Raw genomic sequence first — 19,608 nt, 5'->3', positions numbered from 1 at the left:
TGGCTTTGCGCCCACCCCTGCCCACTCCTTTGGGATTCCCGCCTGGCACGGATTTCGGAATGTCTCCCGCGAAAGCTCCGTAATGAGTTTTTAAAGGGGTGAATGTGAAATCCTTATCTTTCAAAACCGGGCTGATCGCGGGACTGATGCTCGTGGTGGCGAGCGCGCAAGCGCAGTCGCAATCGACAGCGCCCCGTACGGACGCCATGACCGCGCTTTGCCGCGTGAAAGCGAAAGAGTCCGCGAACCTGGCGTTTCGTTCGTGCATGAGCGAATCGAAGACCGGCGAAGTGGAATCGATCCGTCGCGACTATCAGGAAAAGCTCGCCGCCATCAAAGCGGAATACGAGAAGGAACTGGGACGCGTTTCGGGTAAAAAAGACGATGCCAAACAAGAGATCGTTCCCGCCACCGAAGACTCAAAATCCTTCGAGCGCGAACAGTCCGAGTCCGACTCGGATCTGATGAAAAACGCGATCTTGAACGATATGACCGACGAAATTCAGCCCCGCGATCAGCTGATCCGCAAGGCGCCGAAATTCGATTCGGCTTCGCGCAACCAAACCGAAAAGCGCGAGCCCAAGGACTCCACGGTCGAAACGCCCCGCACGAAGAAGGTGAAGGCGAACGTGAAAGCGCAAATCGCTTCGCGCGCGCAGAAAGCCATTCTGTTCAATGACGGGATGGAACTTCCGGAGCCGATTCCGGTTGAGGCGATGTCTTCCTTCGGGGGAGTACATCAGTAATCACCGAAGCGACGCCGAGGTTGAGGTAATGCTCGATCTCGGCCTCCGTCGCGGCGGTCCACACGGCCACCGGAACGCCCAGACGTTTCCAGGTGCGCATCGAACTTTCGGTCACCATGACCTTATCCAAGTTCACCATGTGAATCTTTAGAAAAGGCGCGAACCACATCTCGCGGAGCGACCTTTCCTCCATGTCGGGGCTGATCAGAAAAGCCCGCGGCACTCCCGGCAGCAGATTCGAAATTTTCCAGATCGACGCCGGATTGAAACTCGAAAAAAGAATCCGTCCCGCGGCACCGCACTCGTCGACGACCTTCGCGACCGCGCGCTCCAGGGGATCGTTCAGGACCTCTTCGCTTTTCAGCTCGATGTTCAAAAGCTCCGGCACGTCCGGGGACTGCAGAACCTCTTTCAGCGTCGTGAGCCGGAAGCGGCCCGCGACTTCCGCTTTCAGCTCGCGGTAGGTGAGCTCACGTACGCGCAGCTCTTTACGGCCCACGACCTCGAGATCCGGGTCGTGGAACAAAACGACGACCCGATCCTTCGTCAGGCGCACGTCGAACTCCGCCATGGGGGCGCCCGCCGCGCGCGCCGCGATCAGCGACTCGAGCGTATTTTGGGGCGCGCCCTCTTTCCAGTAGCCACGGTGCGCTTGCCACTCGGGAAGACGGTAAGCCCCGCGCGGCCAACGCACGACCTGAATGCGCTCGGTGATCCAACGCAGCCGGAAGGGCTCGACGTGCTGGACGAAACGCCGCGCGCCGCCCAGCAGATCACGGCCGAAATTGATGAAATCATTTTTCTTCAACAAAGACTGGGGCATCACGCAAGCCCTCCACCCGCCAACGCGAGTCGCGATCGCGGAAGCGGACATTCACCGCCCCGCGCACGTCACCCGCAGGATTCCATCCGCCCTCTGAACGTAACTGCCAACCCTTGAAGACCAAGGGGCGCAGTTTCCAGCTCAGCGAGTCGTTTTCTTTCACGTCAAAAACGATATGCAATTGTTCGCTCATCCACGCCCCCGCAAGCGACGGGTCCGTCCGCAGCGCCACGGGAATCAAGGGACGCAAAACCGCCCGCGCCGGCGACGTCGGCTCGATGCCCAGATCGGACGCGCGCACTTCCAAATTGAGGTTTCCGTCCTTCAGTCGCTGCACGTTCGAACGCAGCCGCGCGATGTTCACGCCGTCCACGCTCAAGTCCTGCGCCAGGATCTGTCCACGCAAGCTTTCCACGCGGCCCTTGTTCCAGGCGGCCTCGACGTCGGCGGCCCAGCGGCCCAGACTTCCGCCTCCCGACATGAGCGACTGCACTTCCGGTCCCAGATGCATTTCGTCGATGTGCACGCGTGCCCGCAGCTGCTCGGCGTCCTCATTGCCTTCGACGAAAACCTCGCCCAGGAAAAGCCCCTCGTAGGGACGGATGCTCGGGATCGTCAGCGACCAGCGGCCCTGGTCGTAGTTCCAAACCCCGGTCATCAGACTGATGACTTGGGATTTGCGCTCACCCCGGTTCGAGAAGATGAGTTCCAGCCCCGAATACTCGCCGCTCAGACTCATGCGACGTGCGCCTTCGAGTTTCAACACGCCGTTCAGCTCGCCCAAGGCACCGACGCTTTTCGGCAGTTCCGTGCGCCCGAACAAACGCAGCAGCTTTTCGATTTGCAGATTTCGCAAGGTGATTTCGGTATTCGAAAACTCCAGGGGATTCCAGCGGCGGATATGAAAACCCCCGCCTTCGATCTCGCCCAAGTCGCCCTCAAAACTCAGACGCTCGACCTGCAAAGGCACGCCGTCCATCCAGCGCGTGCGGCCCGGCGACTTGAAACGCAGATTCAACCAGACCTGACGACCGTCGTACTCCCCGCGCAGGACGTTGTACTTCTTCAAGAACGGTAAGATCTGCGACAGCGGCAGGTGATCGATTCGTCCCGCGAGATCGAGCTCTTTCTTTTCGACGTCCGAATCCACCTTCAGCGCGTAGGTGCCTTCGCGCCAGGTGCCCGTCAAATTCAGCGTCAATCCCGGGTGCCGGTAATCGATCTGGAAACGCGCCTTCGACGAGTAGTCGCCCGAAAGCGTGGCGCCGCCCAAATTCAACTCACCCACCGTGCGCAAACTCAGCGGCGTTTCACTCAGGCGGTCGATGCTCAAGCGATCGATTTCGAAATCGGTGAAGGGCACGGGCAGATACTGCACTTGGAGCGACCGGACCGAGATACGCGAGATCGGTCCGCGCGAATCGGGCGGTTCGAACAGCGGGGCTTCCTCACTCGTCGGCGCGGGCGCACTGGGCGCAGGCGGCACAGCCCCCCCCGCAACCGTTTTTTGCTGCTCGCGGCAGGCTTCGGGCGTCGTGCGCAGCTGCAGATTGACGTCACCGAGTTTCACTTCGGTGATCTCGACCTCACCCCGCAGAAGTTTCCAGAGATTCAGCGGCAGACGCAGTTCATCGACCACCGCGACGGGCGAAAGCCAGCAGAGCTCTTCGCTTTGCACTTTGACGTTCGTGACGACGATGGCGAATTCCGGAAAAGGACCGTCAGCCAAGGAGAGGTCGGCGGACTCGAAATCGATGAGCGTTTTGGCGTGAACGTTGGCCGCGGCCTTACGCACTTGCGCGCTCAAGGCCTCTTCGTTGAAAGCGGCCTTGAGCAAAAATCCCAGAATGACGGCCAGGGCGATCGCGAAAAAACTGCGTCGAAGTCCTGGCTGATCGGCAACATCACTCATAGGAACAGATCTTAAGCGCGTGAACGCTTACTTGAACAGGAAACTTTGGATTTCGTATTCGCGCTCGCCTTTGGGGCTTTGCACCGCGACGGTTTCGCCGGCCTTGCGGCCGATGAGCGCCCGCGCGATGGGCGACAGAATCGAAATTTTGCCCGCTTTCACGTCGGCTTCGTCGACGCCGACGATCATATAGGTGTGCTTCGCATCGTCATCGAGGTCGATGAGCTCAACGGTCGCGCCGAAAACGATGACTTCGGATTTGATGTCCGCGGGATTGATGACTTCCGCCGATGCGATTTTCGCTTGGATTTCACCAATGCGGCCTTCGATCATCCCTTGGCGTTCTTTCGCGGCGTCGTAATCGGCGTTTTCCGAGATGTCGCCGTGCGCGCGCGCCTCTTCGATCGCTTTGATCACGGTGGGGCGTTCTTCGAGCAGGAGCTTTTTGAGTTCCGATTCGAGCATGGCCTTCCCATTCGCGGTCATCGGCATTTTGTCGGCACCTGTACTCATTTGAGAACCTCCGGGTTCATCGGAAAACCATCAGAAACACGAACTGGCCTTAAGTTGGCCTTAGAAAGTCCAGCACCCTAGCAATATTCTTGATCTGAAGCAACTGACGCACAGCACCTAGACCGGGTTTTAAGGCTAAATCACGGGTCCGGTGGAGGGGTTTTTCCTCAACGTTTTAGCCAAGAAAGCCGAATCTTAAAGGGTGGAGGAACGACATCCGTGATTCAGCTCGCGAACATCATCAAAGCGGCGAAATCCATCGTGCTGTCGACCCATCGTCATTGCGACGGTGACGGTCTCGGCGCCGAAATGGCGCTCTTCTTCGCGCTTCGCAAAATCGGGAAAAAAGTTCAGGTCATCAACCTCGATGCGACTCCTCGTAAGTACCGCTTCCTGCAACCCGATCATTGGATTCAATACTTCGACGAGAACCCGACGATCCCGAACGACGTCGACCTCACGTTGATTTTCGATACGAACGACGAACGCCTGGTTGAGCCGCTCTTCAGCGCCTGCACGCAACAGGGCGCGAAGGTCGTGTTCATCGATCACCATCCGATTCTCGAGCAAGGCCCCAAGCCCTCGGCCGAATCGGTCATCGACACGCTCGCGGCCTCCACCGGCGAGATGGCGTTTCAGCTGATTCAGCAGCTCGGCATTCCGCTCGATCGCGACATCGCGCGCTGCCTGTACACGAGCATCACGTTCGACACGCAACTCTATCGCTTCATTCGCAATTCCCCGAACTCGCACCTGATCGCCGCGGAACTGTTACGTTACGATATCGATCCGGAAGAGGTTCACCGCCATTTGTTCGGCAATCAAACCGTGCAGAAGATGGCGTTCCTTGCCAAAGCGCTCGGACAAATTGAATACTTTGGGGAAGGCCGGGTCGCGGTTTTGAAAATTCGCGACGCGGATCTCGCCTACTACGGTCTAGAGACGGACGAGTCACGCGATCTGATCGACATGATCATGACCATCGAGACTCTCGAGGCGGGCGTGATTTTCCGTGAGGATCTGCACGACCGCCGCGTCTACAAGGTCAGCCTGCGCAGCAAAGGGCAACTCCCGGTGCTGGGGCTCGCGGAAAGTTTGGGCGGAGGCGGACACATGTTCGCGGCCGGCGCCAACTACCGCGGCGATTTCGATGAACTGCGCGATAAGGTTGTCCAAAACCTCGTCGGCGCGCTTCCGAAACCGCGCCTGACCGGCTCCTGAGATCCTCCGACCTCGATCAGGAGACGCTTATGTCCGCACCGCATTCGAAGCGTCGCCAGCAGATCATTTGCCGCTGCAACAACGTCACGCGCGAGACCATCGAAAAAGCCATCGTCGACGGCTGTCACACGCTGAACGAAATTTTCGACGCGACCACGGCCGGCGTCGGCCCTTGCGGAGGCAGCTGCCGCCGCAAACTGGCCCCGATGCTGAAACACTATCTGGAAACGGGAACCTTTCCCGAAAAAATCGTGGAAGACCTCACGGGCAAAGCTCCCGCGCCAGGCACTTCGACTCCGGAATCCGACGAGACTTAGGCGGCTTTTTTCGCGGCCGCCAGACAACCCGTCTTGCGGTACTTGATGATGCATTCGACATCCGGGCGACACGTGCCGCAGCTCGTGCTGGCATTCGTCAGTCGCGACACCTGCGGCCCCGTATGCGCGCCGTTCATGATCGCGCGATCGACGACCGCGGTCGGCACGTTCCGGCAGTGACACAGCTCTTCGTCCGCGTAGGGATAAGCCCACGCGCCTTGAGTTTTCAGGATGAACTCCCGCAAAAGGAGCCCCACGTGATCGGTCGTCTCGGGTAAAGCCCAGGTCGACGGATCGTTCGAAATTGCCGCGAGCGCGCGCACCTCGGCCAAAAGACGCGCGCAGCCCACGGCCTTCAGCCGCCAACCCGCGTCCGTTTTTTCGCCTTCAATTCGGTCCTGGTAAGGAATCTCCGCGACGACTTTCACGAGGAACTTATCGGCCAAAAATCCCCGCCGCATGATCATGGAGGTACTTTCGCCGGAAAGCGAAAATCTTTTCGACATCCCCACGCACGAAACTCCCCGCCACGACCTGGCCCAGAAGGCCCAGCGGGAGTTTGTACCGGACCCGGTCCCGCATCAAGACACCCGTTCCCAGGTCTTCGAACCGGTGGCGATGGTGCCAGTATTTGTACGGGCCTTTGAGCTGGGTATCGACGAACTCGTGGGGCGGATTCCAGTCTTCGATCAACGTACGCCACTTGGCGGGCACGCCGCGAATCTTGAGCACGTAGTCGATCAGCGTCCCCGCCCCCATCGCTTCCGTCGACTTCGTTTTCACCGCGAAGTTCAAAAGCGGCGGCGTGATTTTCTCGAGATTTTCGGCGGCGGCGAAGAACGGAAAGACCGCTTCCTTCGTGTAGGGAAGGTACTGCGATTGCGTCAGCACCTGGTAACCGCCGCGGTGAAATTGGCAGACCTCCGTCAACGCCGAAAGGATGTCTTGATACTGAAACGTAAATCCCAAGGCGGCGGCGCGGGACTCCGTCACTTTTTGCGAGGCCAAGACGACTTCGCTCATTTCTCCGTAAAGCGCTTTGAGCGCGAGCTTCGGGACCGGTGGTCCTTGGAAGGAATCGAGCGCGGTGACGAGGGCTTTGGTGAACTCACGGTTCCGCACGGGATTCGGCGCCGTCGCGTTCACGACGCCGCTCGCGTGCTTCGCGGTCAAGGACCACAAGAGCAGCCGGACCAGATCCTGCAGATGAATCCAGCTCATCCACGCCTGACCGTTACCGATCACGCCGCCCGCGCCGGTTTGGTAGATGGGGATCAGTTTCGCGAGCGCGCCGCCCTCGGCCGCGAGCACCATCCCGATCCGGAGCGAAAGTTTGCGCGTCGACGCGAAGACCGCGTCCGTGGGAAACTGCACCGCGCGCTCCCACTCATCGCAGACATCCGCCAAAAAGCCCGTCCCCTTCGCGCTGTCTTCGGTCAGGGACTCTTCACCGCGGTCGCCGTAATAGCCGATCGCCGAGGCCGAAACGACGACCTCCGGTGCCCGTCCGCGCAAGGACGTCCAAAGATGTTGGGTGCCGGCGCGACGGGACTCCAGGATGCGCGCTTTGCGCTCGGGGGACCAGCGTCCGTCGGCGACGCCTTCGCCCAGCAGATGAATGACCGCTTCGACCTCGTGTAAACGTTCGTGCACGAGGGGTGCCGTGGCCAGATCGCCCTCGATCAAAACCGCCGGATAAGCGAGTTCGATTTCCGCTTTCGCGCGATTTCGGGTGACCGCGAACACCTCATGCCCCGCGCGCACGAGCGCTTGGCCGACCTCTTGTCCCACAAGCCCCGTGGCTCCGGTTAAAAGAACTTTCATTTGGTTTTACCTTTCTTGCCCTTGAGTTCGCGATGATACGCGCGCAAGGCGCGGTCGCGTCCCTCGGCGTGCGGAATCATCGGCTTCGGGTATTCGGGAGTTTCAAATTCCGGGACCCAACGACGAACGTACTCGAAGTCCGGATCGAATTTCTTTTGCTGAATCTCGGGATTGAAAACCCGAAAGTAAGGGGCCGCATCGCAGCCCGACCCGGCCGCCCACTGCCAATTCCCCACATTGCTGGCGAGTTCATAGTCGAGGAGTTTTTCGGCGAAGTAACGCTCGCCCTGCCGCCAGTAGAGCAGCAGATGTTTACACAGAAAACTCGCGACGACCATGCGCACGCGGTTGTGCATGAAGCCCGTGGCGTTCAATTCCCGCATCCCCGCGTCGACGAGAGGGTAACCCGTCCGTCCTTCACGCCACGTCTTGAAATCCGCGGGACTTTTGCGCCACACGATCCGGTCGTAGTCCGGACGGAAAGATCTTTTTTCGGCATGGGGAAAATGAAAAAGGACTTGCATGAAGAACTCGCGCCAAATCAGTTCGGAAAGCCAGACGTCGCTTTTCCCGCGCGCGCGTTTGACCAAACCGCGCACGCTCAACGTACCGAAACGCAAATGAAGACCTAGGTGCGACGTCGAATCCCGCGCGGGCAGATCGCGAGTTTGCGCGTAGTCGAGCAAGGTTTTGTCGGACAATTTTACGGAGGGAATCGCGATATCGGAATTTTTTTTGAAGCCCATCTGGTCGAGTGTGGGGAGCATGGGTGCGGGACCGGAGACGAAGAGTTTAAAGTCCGCGTTCGCTTCCGCACGAAGATCGGCGTCCCGCAGCGTCTTCAGCCATTTCCTTTTATAGGGAGTGAACACCGTATAGGGCGTGCCGGCGTCCGTCATGATATCGCTTTTCTCGAAGATCACCTGATCCTTAAACGAAGTGGTTTCGATCTTCATACGACCCGCAAGCTTTCGGGCCGCGGCGTCGCGGGCGATGGGCATTGCCTCATAGTCGTGATTGAAAGTCAGCGCCGCGACCTGATGCTTTTCAAACACAGCTTTCAGCACTTGCAAGACGTCACCGTGAAAAACCCAAAGATCCGCACCCGCGGCGCGCGCCTCGTCTTTCATTTCGCGCACACGGTCGTGAATGAAACTCACCCGCGCGTCGTTTTTATCGGGCAACTCACCCAGAATGTCCGCGTCGAAAATGAAGATCGGCAAGAGTTTCGCCCCGTCCTCCCGCGCCCGTGCCTGCGCGCGGGCGAGCCCCCGATTGTCGACCCAACGCAAGTCGCGGCGAAACCAGAAGACATGGGTCTGTGTCATTTGACGTCCTTTCACCGCGAGTTCTTTGTCTTTGCGGCCACCTTCGACTAAGCTGACCCGCGTGGATTCTGGCAAGGGTAACGGCAAAAAACTAGAGAAAATCAAATCCTCGGCGCTCTCGCGTGGACTGTCCCTCGCGAAGATGACGCTCAATACGGGCGCGGGCCTGGCCGGTCATCGCGTCTCGACCCTTTTTGCCTCGGACGCCAAAAAAGACGAAAACTGGAAGAGCTTTCTGCTGAATCGCGCGAAGTTTTTAACGAGCGAACTCGGCGAGCTCAAAGGCAGCCTGATGAAGGCCGGCCAAATGTTGTCGATGTACGGCGAGCACTTCCTGCCGCCCGAAGCGAATCAACTTCTGAAAAGCCTGCAAGCGGATTCGCCGCCGCTCAAATGGAGCGCGATGGAGCCGCTTTTCCGCAAAGAGCTCGGCGCGCGTTATGACGAACTCGAAATCGAACCCGAACCCATCGGTTCGGCGTCCCTCGGACAAGTGCACCGCGCGAAAGTGAAAGCGACGGGCGAGCTGCTCGCGCTGAAACTGCAATACCCCGGCGTCGACCGCGCGATCGACAGTGATCTGAAAGCGCTGAAAAGCTTCTTCAACATGATGAAGTTCCTGCCCCAGGGAAAAGTCACGGATCACATCTTCGACGAGATCCGCGACATGCTCGAACAAGAGACCGACTACCCCGCCGAAATGGACGCGACCGAAAAGTACGCGCGACTCTTGGCGGACGACAAACGTTTCGTGGTTCCGCGCGTGCACCGCGAGTACAGCGGCCAGAAGCTCATCGCGACCTCTTTCGAGCGCGGCGTACGCGCCGACGATCCCCTGATCCGCAATCTCGCGCCCGACCGCCGCAACCGTCTGGCGCTCATGTACATGGAGCTCTACTACAAAGAGCTCTTCGAGTGGGGCGTCGTGCAGACAGACCCGCACCTGGGAAATTACCGCGTGCGTATCAATCCGAACGGCGAAGACCGGCTCGTGCTGTTCGACTTCGGCGCGGTCCGCGAGTATCCGGAAGAGTTCCTGAAGCCCTACCACGATATGGTCGAAGCTTCGCTCCGTAACGACGTCGAGGGCCTGCGGACCGCGGCGCTGAAGCTGCGTTTTCTGGAAGAGGGCGACGATCCGGAACTGCGTCGCATCTTCGAGGATTTCTGCACCATGACCGTCGAACCCTTCCTGGAACCGCACGATCCGCGCAATCAGGCCGGACAGGTCGCCGCCGACGGCACCTACGACTGGAAGAACTCGGATCTGCCGCAGCGTTTGACGAAAAAAGTCTTCGAGATGATCCGCCGCTTCGAGCTGCGCCCGCCTCCGCGCGAAATCCTATTCCTGGATCGCAAGACCGGCGGCGTTTTCGTCTTCATGTCGGTTTTCGGCGCCAAGATCCGCGCCCGCGAACTGCTGCTGAGTTATTTGGAAAAACGCCGTTAGCTTTTTCTCGCGCGCCCCCTCACGCCGAAGGGCGCAATCAATCTCAATTTTTTTTGAGAATCCACGCCCGGATTGAATGCCTCGCGATCTTCACCAATTCTGAAAGAGATGAAGATTCTGCGGCTCTCGTTTTTCTGCGTTTTGATTTTCATCGGCCTATGGGCCCACGGCGCGGAAGAGATTCATCCCGAAGTCCTGGAAGCCCTGCACGAAGCCCCCGAAGTCGTCGAAGAGCTCGTCCTGGCCCCGAGCCCGAAGGGCTCGGCCTCGTCGGTGAGTTTCGTCGCGCTCGTCTTCGGACTGACCTTCCTGATCGAGGAGGTCGCGATCGCGGCGAGCGCTTACTTCATCGGCACGGAACGTCTGAGCTCCGTCGCGGGATTTTTGCCGCTGTTCATCGGCATCTTCCTGAGCGACATCGCCCTTTATGTCGCGGGTGCCTGGATCGCGCGCAGCCGCTGGCTGCGGGGTTACGTGGACGTTCCCTCTTACCAGCGTCAGGTGGGCCGTCATCTGGATCGCGGGATGTGGATGACGATCCTGATCTCGCGCCTGGCTCCGGGAATGCTGATTCCGATTTTCCTGATGCTCGGCTTTTCGCGGGCGAATTTCAAGCTCGTGGCCTTCGTCACGTTCTGTATCACCGGAATCTACAGCGCCGTCGCGCTGTACGGACTTCTGTACATGGGATTGCAGATCTCGGATCTTCTCGGTGCGGAAGCCCTGGCCGCGCTCGCGCTCCTCGCGGTTTTTTATATTTTCCGAAATGAAATCCGCCGCAGCGTGCGGACCTGGCTCCGTCGGCGTCGCCTCCCGTCCCCTCCGCCCTGGCCACCGGCGCCGCTACGGGGACTTCCGGACTTGCAGGTCCCCCGTGCGCGCACGTTCTTCGAAAGCCTGCCGTCGGGCCTGAGCTACGCGCCCATCGTCCTCGGCTACTTCTGGAACGCGCTTTGTTTCCGCTCGCTGAGCGCACCCCTTGCCGCGAACCCCGGCATCGAAAACGCCGGTATCTGCGGCGAATCCAAATCCCGTATCCTTCAGGCATTTCCCCCGCGCTTCGCCGAACATCTCCCGCGCTTCATCGCCTTCACGGTCCCCGAAGATCTGGCGAGCTTGGACGTTCTAAATCTCGTCGCGCAAGCGGAATTGGCGTTCCCCATCGTCGCCAAACCCGACATCGGCTACATGAGCCGCGGGGTCGAGCTGATCGCGGACGCGGACGCCCTTACGGAATATCTTGAGCGCTTCCCGCAGAACCAAACCGTGATCCTGCAGGCCTACGTTCCTTGGCCGGCCGAGGCGGGCGTTTTCTACGCCCGCCCGCCCTCGCGCGAACGGGCGGTCGTGCGCGTGGCGATGACCTATTTCCCCTTCGTCATCGGCGACGGACGGCGCACGACCCGTGAACTTGTCGAGTGCGATCCGCGCTTCGCGCCCCACCTGGAAGATTTCGCCGGCGAGGCGCTGGACTTCGTTCCGGGCGCGGGCCAAGTGACGCGGCTGAAGCTTTCGGGCAGCACGCGCGACGGCAGCATCCATACGGAGTTCACTTTGCCGGCGGATGCGCCACTGATCGCGCGGATCGATGAGATCTGCCGCGCGCTTCCGGAATTTTGGATCGGACGTTTCGACGTGAAATTTGAATCGGTGGCGGAGCTGCTCGCGGGACGATTCCAAATCCTGGAGCTCAACGGCGCGAGCGGCGAAGACCTGACCGCCTGGGACCCCGCCCGCGGCGCGGCCCACGCCTACCGCACGCTCTTTCGTCAAATGCGCTGGATCTTCGAGATCGGCATCGCCAACCGCCGGCGTGGTGTCACCGCGATTTCGGGCGGCGCGCTGTTGAAAGCCTACATCGAGCAGGAGAGCTTGCTGTTTCGGTTGCTGGAGCGAACGCGCGAGCGCCGCAGGGCCCGCGGGGGCGGGGGCGCGGAGTGAAACCGGGTGTAAGAGACCGGCGTGTCCAGCGGAGAATTGCGGCGCACTGACAAACTTGATTCTGCTTGACGACATTTTTCGTGTTCTCTCGGGGCAGCGGCAAGCTTTGCATTCTGAACTCGCGGTCCTTCGCGAGCGGCGAAGCGGAATCTCTCCTGAAGCCAAAGAAGAGGTTTGAGGCGTATTCCCTGGCGGCTTCCGAATCTCACCCTCATTCGGGAAAAGCGCCAAAATTCGGTTTTAAAAACCCGTGATACGTTCCTCGACGGATGGAGGTCCGTCATGACGCTTAAAACTCTCTCGCATGAAAACCTACTCGTGCGACTCACGAAACTCGTTCGCACCGAGAGGAAGATCACGCACTTGGTTTTGGAGTGCATCGCCGAAGTGGACCGACGCCGGCTGTATCTGGAAAGAGCTTATCCATCCCTCTTTGAGTATCTCACCCAGGTGCATGGTTACTCCGCCGGAGCGGCACAACGACGGATCAGCGCGGCGAGGCTTTTGCGGGAAATTCCCGAAGTCGCAGCGAAGATCGAGGAAGGAAAGCTGAACCTCTCCCAGATCGCACTCGTCACCCAAAACATCAAACTGGCGGAGAAAGAGTTCGGCGCCAAAATGGAGGCCGAGGATAAACGGGAGCTCCTTGCAAAGATCGAGTCGCGCAGCTTCGTGGAGACGCAGCAGATTTTGGCCCATGAACTGAAAGTTGAAGTGCCTGCCACAGAACGCACTCAACACCATGGCGACGGTTCGGTGACGATCAACATGACTTTGACCAAAGAGGAGTATGAAAGCTGGTGCCGTGTGGGAGAACTCGTCTCCCATTCCGTTCCGAAGCGGAGGCACGCGGACTTGGTCATTTATCTTGCGCGCAAAGAGATCTCCCGCCGCACCGAAATCAAGCGCGCCTCGCCGCAACGTGAACGCTCAAGTCATCCCCGCCAGATCGCGCCGAATCTGCGGAAACGAATTCTTACCGGTCTCGGAGTTGCCCCCGCACATCGGAAGTACGCAGTCCTTGAAAAAGAAAAGGGCCACGTGAAATGCGATTCAGATTCTACATCTGGGAAAGGCGACTCGAAGTGCATTTCTGATTCTAAACTTTGGAAAGGCGACTCGAAGTCCACTTCAGATTCGAAACCCGGGAAAGACTCCTCGAGGCCCAATTCAGATTCTAAACCTGGGAAAGACTCCTCGAAGTCCACGTCAGATTCGAAACCCGGGAAAGACTCCTCGAGGCCAAATTCAGATTCAACCCCTCTGAAGAAAGCCTCACCATCCACTTCCGAATCGGAAGTGCGCCCGCGCGGCTGCGGCTATGTGGACCTACTCACCGGTAAACGCTGCGGCTCACGGTGCTTCCTGCAGATCGATCACATCCACCCGGTCCATGCAGGTGGCGGGAACGCTCCCGCAAACCTGCGCGCCTTGTGTTCGGCGCATAATCGGGGCCGGAGTCGGAAACCTGGGGCTCACCCTTTCAGATAACAAAAGAAAGTCGCTGCACGTGACCTGGTCGCGGCGAATGAAAGAAATGAAAAACTCACTCGACGGCGTCCAGCACGCAGCGTCCGGCGGACGAGCAGGCGGCGCGCTGGTCGGGCTCGCCCTGTTTGCAAACCCAGGCGAGCTCGGGGTGAAGGGAGGCGCGGTCGGCGTACATGCGCCAGTCGGCGCGATGCTGGGAAATCAAATTCAAAATTTCGCGCCGGTCGCCCCGGCGCCGTGAAGAGGCCACTTCCCGCGCGCACGCGGCGGTCACGGTCAGGATCTCGCAGTCGGAGTCGACCGCGCAGTTGAGGTCCGCCGCGATCAGATCGATCATGCGCGCGCTTTCTTCTTCGAGCGCGCCCTTCTCGGCGGTGAGGCTCTGCAGCGTATTCCGGTCCGTCGTGAGCGACGGCGTCTCGGGCGCGCCCGCGCAGTTCTGAAAGCCGACGACGACGATCAGGGCTCCGAGGCAGAATGTCCCAATCCGAGACAGCGACATGACGAGGCTCCTTCATCCTAAAAACAGTGCAAGCACGGGGCCGGAGCCGGCCTCTTTTAGAGCTCCAGGCTTTTTCGGACCTGTCGACGCCTTTCATTCGCGCCGAAGTTCGTCCGCCAGGGCGCACTCCGGGGCGTCTCGATCCAAGACGAAAACGAGGAGGCGCCAAAGTGAAAACGCGGCGGAAAACGGACACGAGGACACGCGAGGAGCCGGGCGGCCGCGACCCCAAACGCACCGCTCCAACTTCCGCCGCCGAAAGTGACTTTCCGCTCTCAAAAAGGCAAGAATCCCAGGCATTTCAAACGCTCACATAAAGGATGATCCACATGGCGGATTCGGCACTTTCTTCGATCAAAACTCTCGGCGTCGTGGGTGCGGGCCAGATGGGGAACGGCATCGCCCAAGTCGCGGCGACCTATGGGCTCAACGTCATCATGACCGACATCAACGAGAAGGGGCTGGAGAAAGGCCTGTCGACGATCATGGGAAGCCTGGATCGTCTGATCAAAAAACAAACGATCACCGAGGCGCAAAAAACCGAGATCATCGGTCGCATCAAAACTTCGGTTGGCACGGCCGCTCTCAAAGACGCGGACTTCATCGTCGAGGCCGCTACCGAAAACATCGATCTCAAAGTCAAAATCTTCCAAGAGCTCGATCAGGTCGCGCGTCCGGGCGTGATCCTGGCGACCAACACCTCGAGCATCTCGATCACGAAAATCGCGGCGGTCACGAAGCGTCCCGAACTCGTCGCGGGCATGCACTTCATGAATCCCGTGCCGCTCATGAAACTTGTCGAAGGGATCCGCGGTCTGCAGACCTCGGACGCGACCTACGCAACCGTGAAGACGCTCGCCGAAAAAATGGAGAAGACCTTCGTTCCCTCGGACAAGGACATGCCCGGCTTCATCGTCAACCGCATCCTTATGCCCATGATCAACGAAGCGGTCTTCACTTTGAATGAAGGCATCGCGACGCCCGAAAATATCGACAGCGCCATGAAGCTGGGCACGAATCAGCCCATGGGCCCGCTGACCCTGGCGGACTTCATCGGTCTGGACACCTGCCTCGCGATCATGAACGTCTTGCACGACGGTCTGGGTGATACGAAGTACCGTCCGTGTCCGCTGCTCGTGAAGTACGTCGAAGCGGGATGGCTGGGACGCAAAACCGGACGCGGATTCTACAAATACTAGGAGCGAACCATGAGCGTGACTCTGCAAATTGAAAATCACATCGCGACCCTGACCATCAACCGCCCCGAAGCGCTGAATGCTTTGAACGGCCAGGTCCTGAAGGAGCTCGAAGCGCATTTGACGGCGCTGAAGTCGCAGTTTCCGGCGACGGTCCGGGGACTGATCGTGACCGGCGCGGGCGAGAAGGCCTTCGTTGCCGGCGCGGACATCAAAGAGATCTCGGCACTCGGCGGTCACGACGCGGTTCACTTCGCGGAGCGGGGCCAGCGGATCTTCCGTCAGCTTGAGCTTCTGCCTTTCCCCACGATCGCGGCCGTGAACGGCTTCGCGCTCGGCGGGGGCCTGGAGCTCGCTCTTTCCTGTGACTTCATCTACGCCGCGGACTCGGCGAAGCTGGGACTTCCCGAAACGAATCTGGGGCTGATCCCCGGCTTCGGCGGGACCGTGCGCTTGTCGCGCGTGGTGGGCGTGAACCGCGCGCGTGAATTGATCTTCTCGGCGGGCACCGTGGGCGCGGCCGATGCGCTTCAGATGGGGCTTGTGAATAAGGTCGTCGCGAAAGCGGAACTCCTCGCGACCGCGCAGGCGGCTCTGAATTCCATCATGACGAAGGGTCCGCGCGCCGTCGCGGCGGCCAAGCGCTCGATTCTCGAAGCGCACGATCTCGCGGTGGATGCGGCTCTGGCCCAAGAGGCAAAACACTTCGGCGAGCTCTGTGGCAGCGCGGAAGTGAAAGAAGGCACCGGCGCCTTCCTCGAAAAACGCAAACCCGCCTTCGCGCCCTAATCGGCGGCACCTGAACCGGCCGCTCTGCGGCTGGCTTTGCCACGGTCGGCTGAGATCCAGCCGACCGCAACCGACCCAGACCCTTTTTGGAGACCTCGATGAAACCTGAAGTGAAATCCCCGAAGCCCGCCGAGTTTGCTCGTCACGTCCCGAAGCATCCCATCCGGATCGTGACGGCGGCGGCCCTGTTCGACGGCCACGACGCGAGCATCAACATCATGCGCCGAATTTTACAGGACTTCGGTGCCGAGGTGATCCACTTGGGGCACAACCGCTCGGTGGCGGACGTCGTGCGCACGGCACTGCAAGAGGGGGCGCAGGGGATTTGCGTCAGCTCCTATCAGGGCGGACACATGGAGTACTTCAAATACCTGAAGGACCTCTGTGACGAGATGGGCGCGGGCTACATGAAGATCTTCGGCGGGGGCGGCGGCGTCATCGTTTTCGAAGAGAAAAAAGAACTCGAAGCCTACGGCATCGCGCAGATCTTCCATCCCGAGGACGGACGCAAGCTGGGACTCGAGGGGATGATCAACATGATCATCGAGCAGTGCGATTTCGACGTGCTCGAGGCGGCGAAGAAATTCACCGCGCAAAAACCGAAGGACGGCCGCGAGGCTTTCGACAACCGCAATCCGATCCCGAGCCAAAAGATCGGCGTCTTTTTGACGGACGTCGAAGATCAAGCCCTGCTGGGGAAAGCGACGGAAGACTTCGTCAAAGCCGAGGTCGCGAAACGTTTCCCCGAATTTCAACGCCAGGGCCAGGCCCCCACGGTGCTCGGGATCACGGGGACCGGCGGCGCCGGCAAGTCGAGCCTGATCGACGAGCTGGTCCAGCGTTACCTGAATCTCTTCCCGAGCAAAAAAATCGCGATCCTCTGCGTGGATCCGTCGAAGCGTAAAACCGGCGGCTCGCTGCTGGGTGACCGCATCCGGATGAATTCGCTGTCGCGTCCGGGCGTGTACATGCGTTCGGTCGCGAGCCGCGGTTCGGGGCGTGAAATCTCGAGCGCGTTGGGGCAGTTGATCCAGGCGACGAAGGCCCTCGATTTTGATTTCATCATCGCCGAGACCTCGGGCATCGGGCAGGGGAACCTCGCGATCACCGAAATTTCGGACCTGTCGCTTTACGTGATGACTTCGGACTTCGGTGCGCAGTCGCAGCTCGAAAAAATCGACATGATCGACTTCGCGAGCATGATCGCGGTGAACAAAGCCGATCGCCGGGGCGCGCTGGACGCCGTTCGCGACGTCGCCCGCCAGTTCCGTCGCTCGCGCAAAATCTTCGATCACTCAACGCCGGTGCCGGTGTTCTTGACCCAGGCCTCGCAGTTCAACGACGGCGGCGTGAATCAACTGTTCTTCCATCTGGCCGACGAACTCGACAAACGCGAACCCGAGCAAGGCTGGAAACTCTCGGAAGAAACGAAGTCGCGGATTCTCTCGGCCGAGGAAAAGCCCGTCATCCCGGCGGAACGCCAAAACTATCTGGCCGAGATCGTCTCGACCAACAAACGTTACCGCGAGCGCACCGAGGGACTCGCGAAAAAGGTCTCGGTCTGGGGACAGCTCGAAAATCTGGCGAGCGCTACGCCTCCGGTGGCGAGCTCGATGACCCCGGCGTCCACCGCGCACCTCGTGAAGGACGGGAACCTGACCGTCACGACCGCGAACGCGCTTCGGGACGTCGCCGAGAAAGCGCTCGGTGAAATGCGCAAGTCGCTCGCGCAGGAGTTGACCCAAGACGAGATCGAATCGATCCGGAACTTCGATCAGCTGAAGTCGCGTTACGATCAGAAAGACCTCGTCTTCCACGTGCGCGACAAAGAGATCCGTCAGTCGCTGACGCGGACCTCGCTCAGCGGTACGATCATCAAACGCGTCGTCGTTCCGCCCAAAACCGATTGGGGCGACCGCTTCCGTTACCTGAAACTTGAAAACGTGCCGGGCGAATTCCCGTTCACGGGCGGGGTCTTCCCGCTGAAACGTCCCGACGAGGATCCGAAACGGATGTTCGCGGGCGAAGGAACTCCCGAACGCACCAACAAACGTTTCCATTACTTGTGCAAAGGTGAAAAGGCGCATCGTCTGTCGACGGCGTTCGACTCGGTCACTCTGTACGGACAGGACCCGAATCCGCGTCCGGATATTTTCGGTAAGGTCGGCGAGTCGGGTGTCAGCATTTGCACGCTGAACGATATGAAGAAGCTCTACGGCGGTTTTGATCTGTGCGCGCCGTCGACTTCGGTCTCGATGACGATCAACGGCCCCGCGCCGATGATCCTCGCCTTCTACTTCAATACGGCCATCGACCAGCAGGTCGAGAAGCGCGAAAAAGAACTGGGTCGCAAACTTAGCTCTGCGGAACTGGACGAGACCCGCGACTTCACGCTGCAGCAGGTGCGCGGGACCGTGCAGGCCGACATCCTGAAAGAAGATCAAGGGCAGAACACCTGCATCTTCTCGATCAACTTCGCTTTGAAGCTCATGGGCGATATCCAAGAGTACTTCACGCGTAAGAAGGTGCGGAACTTCTACTCGGTGTCGATCTCGGGCTACCACATCGCCGAGGCCGGTGCGAATCCCATCTCGCAGCTCGCGTTCACGCTGTCGAACGGCTTCACCTTCGTGGAGTATTACCTGAGCCGCGGTCTCAGCATCGACGAGTTCGCGCCGAACCTGAGCTTCTTCTTCTCGAATGGTCTGGATCCCGAGTATTCGGTCTTGGGCCGCGTCGCCCGCCGGATCTGGGCGGTCGCCATGCGCGATCTGTACAAGGCGAACGATCGCTCGCAGAAGCTCAAGTACCACATTCAGACCAGCGGCCGCTCGCTGCACGCGCAAGAGATCGACTTCAACGACATCCGCACGACCTTGCAGGCGCTCATCGCGCTGTACGACAACTGCAACTCGCTCCACACGAACGCTTACGACGAGGCGATCACCACGCCGACGGAAGAGAGCGTGCGTCGGGCGATGGCGATCCAGCTCATCATCAACCGCGAGTTCGGCATGACCATGAATGAAAATCCCATGCAGGGCTCGTTCTTCATGGATGAACTCACCGACCTCGTGGAAGAGGCCGTGCTGACGGAGTTCATGCGCATCAATGAGCGGGGTGGGGTGCTCGGCGCCATGGAAACGCAGTACCAGCGTTCGAAGATCCAGGAGGAGTCGCTGTATTATGAAACATTGAAGCATAGCGGCGAACTCCCGATCATCGGGGTCAATACCTTCATCGATCCGAAGACGATGGCGGCGGATTATATCCCGCCGAAAATCGAACTCGCGCGCGCCAGCTATGAGGAGAAAAACCAACAGCTGACGAACGTCCGGGGCTACCAGCAGGCCCATTTGTCAGATTCCGATCAGGCCCTCAAAGACTTGAAGGAGACCGCCGTCAGCGGTGGTAATCTGTTCGAAGCTCTCATGAAAGCCGCGCGGGTGTGCTCGCTCGCGCAGATGACCCAGGCCTTTTTCGAAGTCGGAGGCGAGTATCGTCGCAACATCTAAACGTCGTTGGAAACGGTGGACGAGTTATCTGGGGCTTTTT

At 59.6% G+C, this 19,608-nt stretch carries 16 protein-coding genes; 9 read left to right on the top strand and 7 right to left on the bottom strand.

Going from position 1 to position 19,608, the window contains the following annotated elements; all coding sequences use genetic code 11:
* Positions 1-104 precede the first annotated feature (104 nt).
* Entirely contained in the window at positions 105-746 is a 642-nt protein-coding gene (locus KF767_11420; protein ID MBX3018492.1) for a hypothetical protein, read from the top strand.
* Here the strand turns inward: KF767_11420 and KF767_11415 are convergent.
* From KF767_11415 to greA, 3 genes are read right to left on the bottom strand one after another with little or no spacing between them, the layout of a single operon-like run.
* Entirely contained in the window at positions 673-1,569 is an 897-nt protein-coding gene (locus KF767_11415; GenBank protein ID MBX3018491.1) for a glycerophosphodiester phosphodiesterase, read from the bottom strand. The two genes, KF767_11420 and KF767_11415, sit on opposite strands and share 74 nt — an antisense overlap.
* Positions 1,541-3,481: a hypothetical protein gene (locus tag KF767_11410; GenBank protein MBX3018490.1), complete on the bottom strand. Its 1,941-nt coding sequence runs from the start codon at positions 3,479-3,481 to the stop codon at positions 1,541-1,543. Before KF767_11410 ends, KF767_11415 begins: the two co-directional genes overlap by 29 nt.
* Positions 3,482-3,508: 27 nt before the next feature.
* On the bottom strand, positions 3,509-3,967 hold the full coding sequence (gene greA, locus KF767_11405; protein MBX3018489.1) for a transcription elongation factor GreA: 459 nt from the start codon (positions 3,965-3,967) through the stop codon (positions 3,509-3,511).
* Positions 3,968-4,213: 246 nt separating this feature from the next.
* On the opposite strand from greA, the gene KF767_11400 reads away from it, so the two are divergent.
* Positions 4,214-5,215, top strand: a complete 1,002-nt coding sequence (locus tag KF767_11400) for a bifunctional oligoribonuclease/PAP phosphatase NrnA (GenBank protein ID MBX3018488.1) — start codon at positions 4,214-4,216, stop codon at positions 5,213-5,215.
* Between the two features lie 29 nt (positions 5,216-5,244).
* A complete protein-coding gene (locus KF767_11395; protein ID MBX3018487.1) occupies positions 5,245-5,532 on the top strand; it encodes a (2Fe-2S)-binding protein in 288 nt (95 codons plus the stop codon).
* Here KF767_11395 and KF767_11390 read toward each other — a convergent pair.
* From KF767_11390 to KF767_11380, 3 genes are read right to left on the bottom strand one after another with little or no spacing between them, the layout of a single operon-like run.
* The gene (locus tag KF767_11390) at positions 5,529-5,999 is read right to left on the bottom strand and encodes a (2Fe-2S)-binding protein (protein ID MBX3018486.1); all 471 of its coding nucleotides are present in this window, start codon (positions 5,997-5,999) and stop codon (positions 5,529-5,531) included. The genes KF767_11395 and KF767_11390 overlap by 4 nt on opposite strands.
* The gene (locus tag KF767_11385; GenBank protein ID MBX3018485.1) at positions 5,968-7,356 is read right to left on the bottom strand and encodes a TIGR01777 family oxidoreductase; all 1,389 of its coding nucleotides are present in this window, start codon (positions 7,354-7,356) and stop codon (positions 5,968-5,970) included. The genes KF767_11390 and KF767_11385 overlap by 32 nt, the downstream gene beginning before the upstream one ends.
* Positions 7,353-8,684: a deoxyribodipyrimidine photo-lyase gene (locus tag KF767_11380; GenBank protein MBX3018484.1), complete on the bottom strand. Its 1,332-nt coding sequence runs from the start codon at positions 8,682-8,684 to the stop codon at positions 7,353-7,355. The genes KF767_11385 and KF767_11380 overlap by 4 nt, the downstream gene beginning before the upstream one ends.
* Positions 8,685-8,826: 142 nt before the next feature.
* Here KF767_11380 and KF767_11375 point away from each other — a divergent pair, with 142 nt between their 5' ends.
* The 3 genes from KF767_11375 to KF767_11365 all read left to right on the top strand — a co-directional run bounded on the left by KF767_11375 (position 8,827) and on the right by KF767_11365 (position 13,566).
* Positions 8,827-10,134 carry an AarF/ABC1/UbiB kinase family protein gene (locus KF767_11375; protein ID MBX3018483.1) on the top strand — a complete coding sequence of 436 codons (1,308 nt, stop codon included), beginning with the start codon at positions 8,827-8,829 and terminating at the stop codon, positions 10,132-10,134.
* 108 nt (positions 10,135-10,242) lie between these two features.
* Complete coding sequence (locus KF767_11370; GenBank protein MBX3018482.1) at positions 10,243-12,075, top strand: hypothetical protein; 1,833 nt, start codon at positions 10,243-10,245, stop codon at positions 12,073-12,075.
* A gap of 282 nt (positions 12,076-12,357) precedes the next feature.
* A complete protein-coding gene (locus KF767_11365) occupies positions 12,358-13,566 on the top strand; it encodes an HNH endonuclease (GenBank protein ID MBX3018481.1) in 1,209 nt (402 codons plus the stop codon).
* A 55-nt stretch (positions 13,567-13,621) separates the two neighbouring features.
* On the opposite strand, the gene KF767_11360 is transcribed toward KF767_11365, so the two are convergent.
* Positions 13,622-14,068, bottom strand: a complete 447-nt coding sequence (locus tag KF767_11360) for a hypothetical protein (protein MBX3018480.1) — start codon at positions 14,066-14,068, stop codon at positions 13,622-13,624.
* 329 nt (positions 14,069-14,397) lie between these two features.
* On the opposite strand from KF767_11360, the gene KF767_11355 reads away from it, so the two are divergent.
* The 3 genes from KF767_11355 (at position 14,398) to KF767_11345 (ending at position 19,568) form a co-directional block, all read left to right on the top strand.
* The gene (locus tag KF767_11355) at positions 14,398-15,267 is read left to right on the top strand and encodes a 3-hydroxybutyryl-CoA dehydrogenase (GenBank protein ID MBX3018479.1); all 870 of its coding nucleotides are present in this window, start codon (positions 14,398-14,400) and stop codon (positions 15,265-15,267) included.
* 9 nt (positions 15,268-15,276) lie between these two features.
* The gene (locus tag KF767_11350) at positions 15,277-16,053 is read left to right on the top strand and encodes an enoyl-CoA hydratase/isomerase family protein (GenBank protein MBX3018478.1); all 777 of its coding nucleotides are present in this window, start codon (positions 15,277-15,279) and stop codon (positions 16,051-16,053) included.
* 98 nt (positions 16,054-16,151) lie between these two features.
* Positions 16,152-19,568, top strand: a complete 3,417-nt coding sequence (locus KF767_11345; protein ID MBX3018477.1) for a cobalamin-dependent protein — start codon at positions 16,152-16,154, stop codon at positions 19,566-19,568.
* Positions 19,569-19,608 lie beyond the last annotated feature (40 nt).

This window comes from Pseudobdellovibrionaceae bacterium, assembly GCA_019637875.1.
Lineage (GTDB): Bacteria > Bdellovibrionota > Bdellovibrionia > Bdellovibrionales > Bdellovibrionaceae > JAHBUW01.
Note: the sequence above shows the minus strand (reverse complement) of the source record. Positions and strands in the feature narration are given on the sequence as shown.